Source organism: Blautia sp. BIOML-A1 (assembly GCF_009883055.1).
Classification (GTDB): domain Bacteria; phylum Bacillota; class Clostridia; order Lachnospirales; family Lachnospiraceae; genus Blautia_A.
In genome coordinates this window covers 380,313-390,750 of record NZ_WWVR01000001.1, presented here as the reverse complement: position 1 = coordinate 390,750, position 10,438 = coordinate 380,313, and the positions used below count along the sequence as shown (strand labels likewise).

General features: G+C 45.1%; 5 protein-coding genes and 1 rRNA gene. 1 reads left to right on the top strand and 5 read right to left on the bottom strand.

All coding sequences use genetic code 11. The features are described 5' to 3' along the window. Nucleotides 1–8: 8 nt before the first annotated feature. Both GT674_RS01845 and GT674_RS01840 read right to left on the bottom strand, forming a co-directional pair. Nucleotides 9–1,538 (bottom strand): 16S ribosomal RNA (locus tag GT674_RS01845). A 438-nt stretch (nt 1,539–1,976) separates the two neighbouring features. Then, complete coding sequence (locus GT674_RS01840) at nt 1,977–2,855, bottom strand: AraC family transcriptional regulator (protein ID WP_161284088.1); 879 nt, start codon at nt 2,853–2,855, stop codon at nt 1,977–1,979. 243 nt (nt 2,856–3,098) lie between these two features. On the opposite strand from GT674_RS01840, the gene glgP reads away from it, so the two are divergent. Next, nucleotides 3,099–5,366, top strand: coding sequence for a glycogen/starch/alpha-glucan family phosphorylase (glgP, locus tag GT674_RS01835; protein WP_161284087.1), 2,268 nt, complete (start codon nt 3,099–3,101; stop codon nt 5,364–5,366). Nucleotides 5,367–5,426: 60 nt separating this feature from the next. On the opposite strand, the gene GT674_RS01830 is transcribed toward glgP, so the two are convergent. From GT674_RS01830 to GT674_RS01820, 3 genes are read right to left on the bottom strand one after another with little or no spacing between them, the layout of a single operon-like run. After that, a complete protein-coding gene (locus GT674_RS01830) occupies nt 5,427–7,109 on the bottom strand; it encodes an extracellular solute-binding protein (RefSeq protein WP_161284086.1) in 1,683 nt (560 codons plus the stop codon). Continuing rightward, nucleotides 7,099–8,880 (bottom strand): cache domain-containing sensor histidine kinase, encoded by a 1,782-nt coding sequence (locus tag GT674_RS01825; protein WP_243149019.1) that lies wholly within the window; start codon nt 8,878–8,880, stop codon nt 7,099–7,101. Before GT674_RS01825 ends, GT674_RS01830 begins: the two co-directional genes overlap by 11 nt. Beyond that, on the bottom strand, nt 8,786–10,315 hold the full coding sequence (locus GT674_RS01820) for a response regulator transcription factor (protein ID WP_161284085.1): 1,530 nt from the start codon (nt 10,313–10,315) through the stop codon (nt 8,786–8,788). Before GT674_RS01820 ends, GT674_RS01825 begins: the two co-directional genes overlap by 95 nt. Between the last annotated feature and the right edge of the window lie 123 nt (nt 10,316–10,438).

Genomic DNA, 10,438 nt, shown 5'->3' with positions numbered 1-10,438 from the left:
TTCCTTAGAAAGGAGGTGATCCAGCCGCACCTTCCGATACGGCTACCTTGTTACGACTTCACCCCAGTCATCGGTCCCGCCTTCGGCAGCTCCTCCCTTGCGGTTAGGTCACTGACTTCGGGCGTTACTGACTCCCATGGTGTGACGGGCGGTGTGTACAAGACCCGGGAACGTATTCACCGCGGCATTCTGATCCGCGATTACTAGCGATTCCAGCTTCGTGCAGTCGAGTTGCAGACTGCAGTCCGAACTGGGACGTTATTTTTGGGATTTGCTTACCTTCGCAGGCTCGCTTCCCTTTGTTTACGCCATTGTAGCACGTGTGTAGCCCAAATCATAAGGGGCATGATGATTTGACGTCATCCCCGCCTTCCTCCAGGTTATCCCTGGCAGTCTCCTCAGAGTGCCCGGCCTGACCGCTGGCTACTGGGGATAGGGGTTGCGCTCGTTGCGGGACTTAACCCAACATCTCACGACACGAGCTGACGACAACCATGCACCACCTGTCTCCTCTGTCCCGAAGGAAAGACTCGGTTAAGAGTCGGTCAGAGGGATGTCAAGACTTGGTAAGGTTCTTCGCGTTGCTTCGAATTAAACCACATGCTCCACCGCTTGTGCGGGTCCCCGTCAATTCCTTTGAGTTTCATTCTTGCGAACGTACTCCCCAGGTGGAATACTTAATGCGTTTGCGGCGGCACCGAAGAGCTTTGCTCCCCAACACCTAGTATTCATCGTTTACGGCGTGGACTACCAGGGTATCTAATCCTGTTTGCTCCCCACGCTTTCGAGCCTCAACGTCAGTTACCGTCCAGTAAGCCGCCTTCGCCACTGGTGTTCCTCCTAATATCTACGCATTTCACCGCTACACTAGGAATTCCGCTTACCTCTCCGGCACTCAAGACTAACAGTTTCCAATGCAGTCCAGGGGTTGAGCCCCCGCCTTTCACATCAGACTTGCCAGTCCGTCTACGCTCCCTTTACACCCAGTAAATCCGGATAACGCTTGCCCCCTACGTATTACCGCGGCTGCTGGCACGTAGTTAGCCGGGGCTTCTTAGTCAGGTACCGTCACTATCTTCCCTGCTGATAGAAGTTTACATACCGAGATACTTCTTCCTTCACGCGGCGTCGCTGCATCAGGGTTTCCCCCATTGTGCAATATTCCCCACTGCTGCCTCCCGTAGGAGTCTGGGCCGTGTCTCAGTCCCAATGTGGCCGTTCACCCTCTCAGGCCGGCTATGGATCGTCGCCTTGGTGAGCCGTTACCTCACCAACAAGCTAATCCAACGCGGGTCCATCTTATACCACCGGAGTTTTTCACACCGGACCATGCGGTCCTGTGCGCTTATGCGGTATTAGCAGTCATTTCTGACTGTTATCCCCCTGTATAAGGCAGGTTACCCACGCGTTACTCACCCGTCCGCCACTAGAAACCAGCTAAATCTGCCGAAGCTTCAATAAAAGGTTTCCCGTTCGACTTGCATGTGTTAAGCACGCCGCCAGCGTTCATCCTGAGCCAGGATCAAACTCTCTGTAAAAGTGTTTGATGTCTCAAGACAACCAACTAGCTTAGTTATCTCTCGTCATTACTGTTATAAAAAGTTCATTCTATTGAATGATGATTCGTTAAGAATTTTCGAGAATCGTATGTGTTTCACTGTTTAGTTATCAAGGTTCTTTGTTTCGCCATCTCTCGACAGCCCATCTAGATTATCACATTCATCAGTGCTTGTCAAGTACTATTTTATTTTCTTTTCGAAGCTTTTATGATGTTTGTGCATCGCTCTCAGGCGACTTGTCTACTCTATCACATCCATACTGGATTGTCAACAACTTTTTTGGTTTTTTCAAAACTTTTCAAATTGTGTGTTCAAAAGAATCAATTCTTTGTGACAACTCAATTAGAATACCACTTTCTACGCAGACTGTCAACCGTTTTTTGATTTTTTTATTTCTTATTTTCCAGCCCCTATTCTCTAACTGATATCATTCATTTCACGATACTCTTTTGGGGTCACTCCATAACGCTTTCTGAACTGTCTGTTAAAATTAGAAAGGTTGGTAAATCCTGCATCCTGAGAAATGTTCAATATCTTATCGTCGGTTTTCTTCAGTGCCTCTGCTGCCACCGCCAGTCTTCGCTCATTTACATAGGCGATCAGACTTAATCCCGTCATCTTTTTGAACCAGCGCATAAAATGGCTGTCACTCCATCCGCAGAACTTTGCCATCTCTCCAACTGTAAGATTTTCATCGATATTTTTTTCTATCTTATGCAGCACCATTTTCAGTTGCTCCCGATCCGGTGAAGACACTTCTTTTACAGACGGATATTTTCTTATAAGAAGAAAGAGCAGTTGAAGAACTGCCGCCTTTACTCCCAGTTCATAGCCTTTTTCTCTGGACGCACATAAGCCTTCCATCTGGCTCAGGCATTGTTTCAGGACATCATAGCCTTCCTCCTGCTCCTGAACACAGATTGGCGGAAGCAGTTTACCGGCTGCAAGAGGAACCAGAAATTCACCGGCACAGAGATCTGCTGCCCCTGCCCCCAGAAAATCCACTTCAAAAATAATGTTTTCATATTCCATAGAAGAACCCTTTGTTTTATACAATGCATGAAGCGTTCCCGGAGGAACCACAAAAATATCCCCCGCCTTTCCCTGAAACAGACCTGTCTCCAGCTGAATCTCTCCTCTTCCTTTTTTGACATAGATCAGTTCCATTTCTTTATGCCAGTGAAGAGAAACTGACGGAAAATCCAGCGGAATCGTACACGGATAGATATTAAACGGAAACAGTTTGCTCCCGTGCTGTTTCTTTTCCTGATATTTCTGACCTTGTTCTTTTTCCATAATATTTTTTCTCCGTTATTTTTCTCCATTATGATAGGATAGTATTAGTATTTGCAAGATTTTTACAAGAAACGACAAAGAATATGTGATATAAATATAAGCATAACATAGTACAAGATGTTTTCTGACAACCAACCTAAACCTCGCAACTGTTCATGGAAAGGAATCTCCGGGATTCTCGGGATATGCTCTGTGAACAGTTACAAAAATCTTTTATCTATGTATATGAAAGGAGTGGCTCACATGAGTGAAACCATGACAAATAAACTTAACGATCTTTGCAAAAAAGACATCAAAACTGCTTCTAATGAAGAACTTTATCACGCACTTCTGAAACTTGTTGATGAAAAAAGTCAGCAGCAGGTTCACAGCGTAACTGGAAGAAAGCTTTATTATATCTCAGCAGAATTCCTGATTGGAAAGCTTCTGTCCAACAACCTTATCAACCTCGGACTCTACGATGATGTAAAAGAAGCCCTGGCTGCTGCCGGAAAATCTCTGGCGGATATCGAAGAACAGGAACCGGAACCGAGCCTTGGAAATGGCGGTCTCGGACGACTGGCAGCCTGCTTCCTTGACAGTCTTGCAACTTTAAATCTTCCTGGCGACGGTGTAGGACTTCGCTACCATTGCGGTCTTTTTCACCAGAACTTCAAAAACAATATCCAGAATGAAACCCCTGATTTCTGGCTGACTGATGCCTGTGCGGCTCAGGCTACAGACACTGTTTTCCCAGTATCTCTGGCAGGAAAGGAATACTCTGCAAGACTTTATAAGCTTCCTGTTACAGGATATGAAGGAAGAACCAACACCCTGAATCTTTTTGACCTAGACACTGTTGATGAATCCGTGATCAGTGAAGGAATCTCCTTTGACAAAAAGGACATTGCCAAAAACCTGACTCTTTTCCTCTATCCGGATGATTCCGACGAAGACGGACGTCTGCTCCGTATCTATCAGCAGTATTTCATGGTTTCCGCCGGTGCACAGCTTATTCTTTCTGAATGTATCGCAAGAGGATGTAATTATCACGATCTCGCTGACTATGCTGCGATCCAGATCAACGATACACACCCGAGCATGGTGATCCCGGAACTGATCCGTCTGCTTATGCTTCATGATATCGATTTTGAAGAAGCAGTGCAGATTGTTACAGATACCTGTGCTTACACAAACCACACAATCCTTGCCGAAGCCCTGGAAAAATGGCCGAGACATTATCTGGAGACCGTTGTTCCGCAGCTTATGCCGATCATCGAAAAGCTTGATGCTGTGGCTAAGGAACGAACCGAAGACGCCTCCCTGGCAGTCATTGACCAGAACCAGGTTGTTCATATGGCACACATGGATATCCATTTCTCACATTCCACAAATGGTGTCGCAGCTCTCCATACACAGATTCTCAAAGAGAGTGAGCTTGCCGGATTTTACCATCTGTATCCTGAGAAATTCAACAACAAAACAAATGGTATCACCTTCCGTCGCTGGCTTCTCAAATGTAACCCGGCTCTGACCTGTGAAATTGAGAGTCTGATCGGCAGTGGATTTAAGAAGGACGCTTCAGAACTGAAGAAACTCCTGGCATATACAGATGACCAGAACGTACTTCAGAAGCTCTCCGAGATCAAGAAACAGAACAAAGAGGCTCTTGCCGCATGGCTTCTTCAGAAACAGGGCGTAAAGCTTAATACAAATGCCATGTTTACGATCCAGTCCAAACGACTTCACGAGTATAAACGCCAGCAGCTGAATCTTCTGTTCCTGATCCATCAGTATCTGGAGATCAAAGCCTGTCACACACCTTCCGTTCCGCTGGTAAGTATCTTTGGTGCCAAAGCAGCTCCGGCATATACCATCGCCAAAGACATCATCCATGGACTCCTCACCCTTTCTCAGGTGATCGAGAATGACCCGGAAGTTTCCAAATGGATGCAGCTTGTCTTTGTAGAAAACTACAATGTTTCTGCTGCTGAGATGATGATCCCGGCATGTGATCTCTCCGAGCAGATCAGTCTTGCTTCCAAAGAGGCATCCGGAACCGGAAACATGAAGTTCATGCTGAACGGTGCCCTGACTCTCGGAACTATGGATGGTGCAAATGTAGAAATCTCCGAAGCAGTTGGAAATGACAACATTTATATCTTTGGACAGAGCAGCAAACAGGTCATCCACCGCTATGCAGCAGGCGACTACTGCTCGAGAGACTGGTACGAGGCAGACCCGAATCTTCACCGTGCGATCGACTTCCTTACAGGTAAGGAAATGCTTTCCTTCGGTGATGAAGAACACCTGAAACGTCTCCAGAATGAGCTTATCGGCAAAGACTGGTTCCAGACTCTTCCGGATTTCAACGCCTATGTAGTCCGTAAAAAGCAGGCAATGGCTGATTACGCTGCTGACCAGGAGAACTGGAGCCGCAGAACTCTGATCAATATTGCAGAAGCCGGATTCTTCTCTTCTGACAGAACCATCGCAGAATATGACAACGACATCTGGCATCTCGGAAAATAATTTTCGAAAAATAAGTTATTGAAAAACAGAGAGGAAATCTTTACACTTCCTCTCTGTTTTTTATTTTCCCGAGTTGGATTTTCGAATCTGCTGTGTCAATTCCTCCCCACCTTCTTCGTACCACGTTTCTACAAACTCGTCAAAATAGCTGACTGGCTTCACACCCATAATGATCTGGATGAAGCTGTTTTTTTCAAGCTGCAGAAGAGATTTTGGAACTTCTCCGTCGCTGTCATCCAGGTATTTGCTCTTTACCGACCGGTAATTTCCATCCAGCAGTCTTCCTACTGCCACAAGCCTGGATTCATATGCTGCCCAGTCTTCTGCTATCTCCGATTCTCCATGGATATATTTTTCTGCCGCATCATAGTATGATTTTGCAATCTCGCTGAGAGTACTTTCCTGACGCTGTCCACTCATCACAGCCAGTATATCCTTTGTGATCTGGAAAGTCGCCTCATTATAATCAACGTTTATGACCAGCGGCCTGGCTGTCGGATCTACATTCAGTGCAAAATATTCATTTACCTCATCTGCATCCTCGGCGGTATATCTGCTGTAATCAAACAGAACGCTTATAATCTTCATTACGATTTCCGGATGTTCATACCCCTTACGCACAACCACATACTTGCTGTCACTAAAAGAGGCATACACATTCTTCCAGTCTACTTCCTGCAGATAATACGGCATCCATTCGGCGTCTTTATCTGTCTCATAAATATCCATCAACGAATTGTTCGGTGTCCACCAGAGTCCAAAAAACGCTCCGCATTTGCCGCTCACCACCAGATCTCTCAGATTATTCTGTGCCCTGAGTGCAAAATTCTGATCCAGCACCCCGCGTTCATACAATTCATGCAGATAACTCAAAGCATTTCTGGTCTCTTCTGTCACAGATCCATAGACGATCTCTCCATTCTGGTTGATCCATTTGCGGGGGCTTGACCCAAATTTGTCAAAAACAGGATCAACGGAATAGCTGGAACTGGTACTTCCCACCAGGTCTGTATCACAAACAAGGCCGACAGGCTCCTCTCCTTCTGCTGTTCCCATTCGGTTCTGTACAAATGCCTCCACGATATCAAAGGCATCCTCCAGAGTCTTTGGCTCTTCAAGCCCCAGCTCATCTATCCAGTCTTTGCGGAGCCATATCAGACGCGGTCCATGATCTGTGACCGTCTCCGGGATAGCCATCAGCTTTCCATCAAATTTCACAGACTCCAGAAGACCGCTTCCATAGCTTTCGAACATTTCTTTGATCCGTTTCGAGGTACAGTTCTGATACACCTCCGTCAGATCCTCAACCAGATCATTTTCCACCAGTTCTTTGAGCATCCCCCTGTCCGAAATCACCAGGACATCCGGCAGAGTCTGATCCTTTATCAGAATATTGACAAACTCATCATAACGGTCTTCACTCTCCATATATATATTCTCATTCTGAATGTTCAAGATCTTTTTGAGATAGCGGGTATAGGCATTATCTTCATAGGTATTTCCATCCGGAAGATTGGAATTATTGGTGCCGCTCATCTGCCCCAGCGTATAAGTCACAAGTTCCGGATACGCTCCATAAGGACTCTGTGCAGCACTTTCCCAGCTGCCGGTTCTCACATTTTCTTCTGCCGTTGAACTTTTCTGTTCTGACGCCGTTTTCTGCACCGGCTGATTACTTATGCCGCATCCGGACAGACTTATTATACATCCCAAAATCACCGGCAGCTTCCATTTACTCTTCATAGTTTTTGATCTCCTTCGGGAATCTCATGATAACGGTCGTACCCTCTCCCGGTGCACTATAGATCTGTATTCCATAGGATTCTCCGTAAAGAAGCCGGATACGGTCATTGACATTCTTAAGACCATATCCTTTCGCCTGGTAGGTGACAAGAGTTTCTGCCTTCTCCTGTTCCATCCCTGTTCCATTATCACGGACAATGATCTCCACATCATCTCCCTGCCCTTTGAACGAAAGAAAAAGCTTTTTGTCTCCTTCTTCCTTCTCGTCGATTCCATGCTCGATCGCATTTTCCACGACAGGCTGAAGGAGAAGCTTCGGCATCTTTTCGTTCTTGATATCCGGATCTGTTTCCCATTCTACTGTAAAATTATGATCATGCATGGTCAACTGGATTTCCAGATACGCTTCCATATTTCGGATACAGGTCTCGACGGTGACCATGTCTTCCCCCTTACTCAGGGCAGTTCTGTAAAAGGTCGAAAGTGCAAGGGTCACTTTACTGATCTCCATCTGCCCGCTGCGGATTGCCATCCAGTTCATCATGGACAGCGTATTATACAGAAAATGCGGATTGATCTGTGCCTGCAGTGCTTTCAATTCATATTCCTTCAATGCAATCTTATTAACGTATACTTCATCGATCAGACGGTTGATCTCATCCATCATCCTTCGGAAGCTGTTGATCAGAATACCAACCTCGCCTTCAGAATCACTGCTGACTGTAACCTCTCTGCTTCCATGGTTCACCTGGTCCATATTTCTGGTAAGTTCTTCGATCTTTCTTGTAAAAATTCTGGAAAAAGCCAGTCCAAGAGCCAGAGTGATCAGACAGCAGAGTGCCATCAGTGGAATTTCTTCCAGCAGCAGTCTCCGGACAGAACCTGAGATTGCCCGCTGGCTTTTGTAGAGATAAAAATTCCAGTTATTTTCTTCACTTTCCGCCATTGTATAAGCACATTCCTGAGATATCTTTTCAAGAGCAGTGTCCTTGTCATCTGATTTCTTCATTTCAATATTCTCAAGACTGCTTTTGTTGTAGAGGATCGTACCATCCTCATCTGTGACCATTCCTCCGTTTTCCTCATTGAGAATATTCATCAGCGGCTGAAATATCTTATCGTAATCCAGCACAATACAGATTGCCGCATCCAGAGTCTGCTCATCATAGATCATACGGACTGCCGCCACCTCTTTGCGCTCAAGATTCACCAGCCACTGGATCCTTACATCGTCCTGAAGTTCACTGCTCCACCATTCTTCCTGCATTTTAGCAAGCGGAACCAGCGTATATTCATGTTCTACCTGAATACTCTCTGCAAACAGCTGGATCCTATTAATGGCATCATGGTAAGATTTTGGCACCGACAGAAGAGGATCTGCAATTTGGTTATATTTCTCATAAGCAGTATAATTATCAATGCTTTTTTCTTTGATGATCTCTGTGATATCCGGCGAATATGTAAGATAGTTCAAAAGACTGTTGTAAACAGCAGTCTGACTGTCAATGCTCTCCTTCGTCTGCTCGATGATCGACTGCATGTCCTCCATATCACTGCTTCGAACCATCGCACTCTGTCTGCTGTGACCATAGAGAGCAAGAACCGTCATTGGTACCAGAGCAGTCACGACCAGAAGAAGCGTCAGCCTGTGCCGGTATTTCATGTTTTTGATACACTTAAGAAGTCTGTTCATCCTCCGCTGTTCCTTTCCTGTAGGATTCCGGACTGCTTCCATAGTAATCCCGGAAACTCCGGCAGAAGTAAGACACATTTGCAAATCCTACCTTCTCACTGACCTGTGCCACCTTCATATTGGTGCTGCACAGAAGGTCTTTGGCCTTTTCCATACGGAACACTCGAATATAACGATTCAGATTCATCCCTGTTTCTTTCTTAAAAATAAAGCTTAAATAACCAGAAGACAGATAGACCTTTTCTGCTAGCATTTCCAGATTCAGATCCTCATCATAATGCTGATAAATATAATTTTTGACAGCAGTGACTTCATTTCTGGACCTGTCCATAGAACGCTCCAGGAAAGCCTCATATTCCTTGATATTGTCTTCTGTCACACCGAGGATTTCCTTTATGTTCCTGCAATTATAAAGGCGTTCGATCTCATGCTCCAGTCTGCGTTCGCCGGAAAACTGATTCTCCTGAAAAAGTTCCTGAATCACATTGGAAAATACAAATTTAATATACATTGCAGAATACTGCGTATTATCATGATATTTTTCTTTGAGGCATTCAAAATGTTTCTGAAGCTGTTCCGTATCTTTGCGCGTGATATCCTCGGAGATCGCCTGCATGATCTGAGAATCCTGCACCTCTCCTACTGCCATATTCAGGGGATCATCTTCATTTGTAAAGATATGCTTGTCCGGATGATAAAATTTCTCTTCCATCTGCTGCTCCAGCTGCTCCAGAACTGACGGAAGATTTTCGTAACCTTCAAATTTCCTGCTTACAGCCAGATAAAACCGCTCCATATATTCCCGTTTCATGAAATTATAGATATGATTCGCCACCAGCTGATAATCACAGTAGACATCCTGGAATAAAACAAGTGACTGTCTTCCATTCAGATTCAGATAAAAAATTTTCCTTCGAAGCTCCTGCTGAAGTACCTGATCCAGATTTTCTTCTGCCGTATCAAAAAAAGCCACATCTGATTCAAGCAGAATTGCACAGTGCCAGTCATTCCATTTATTCAGATCAATGAGTTCGCCTGCTTTTTCCAGAACTTCCTTCTTGCCGGAATACAGATAGTTCTGAAGAAAATACTGCTGGAGAAAAATCTTCTCCTTGATTTCACGACTTTCCTTCTTTATCCGACTGGCAATTGTCACCTCCGCACGCTGGATCACTCGGTGAAAATCCTCTGGATTTACCGGTTTCAGGATATATTCCGTGACACCATAGCGTATTGCTTCCTGCGCAAATGCAAAGTCGCTGAAACCACTGAATATGATGATCTGAAGATCCGGCTGTTCTTCCTTTGCCTTTTTGGAAAGTTCCAGCCCTGTCATGTGCGGCATTTTGATGTCTGTAAGAAGAAGCTGTATATCTTCTTCACGCAGAATCTGCAGCGCCTCCCTGCCATTGGAAGCTTCAAAGATTTTGTGTTCCTTTGTTTCTGTGGAAATCAGATATTTCAGTCCTTCTCTTTCAATCTTCTCATCATCCACGATCAGAACATTGATCATTCCCCCACCCCCTGTTATTTTACCTTATTTGTTTATTCTACCACAAAATCCCCGGAAAGAGTATCTTCCCGGAGACTTGTATTTGAATAAATTTATGCAATTGTCTGCAGTAATTTTTTTCTT

What these genes read in the sequence shown, in the direction of transcription:
- GT674_RS01825 (WP_243149019.1), bottom strand. Translation starts at nt 8,880, where the DNA reads ATGTGTCTTACTTCTGCCGGAGTTTCCGGGATTACTATGGAAGCAGTC.
- GT674_RS01840 (WP_161284088.1), bottom strand. Translation starts at nt 2,855, where the DNA reads ATGGAAAAAGAACAAGGTCAGAAATATCAGGAAAAGAAACAGCACGGG.
- GT674_RS01830 (WP_161284086.1), bottom strand. Translation starts at nt 7,109, where the DNA reads ATGAAGAGTAAATGGAAGCTGCCGGTGATTTTGGGATGTATAATAAGT.
- GT674_RS01820 (WP_161284085.1), bottom strand. Translation starts at nt 10,315, where the DNA reads ATGATCAATGTTCTGATCGTGGATGATGAGAAGATTGAAAGAGAAGGA.
- glgP (WP_161284087.1), top strand. Translation starts at nt 3,099, where the DNA reads ATGAGTGAAACCATGACAAATAAACTTAACGATCTTTGCAAAAAAGAC.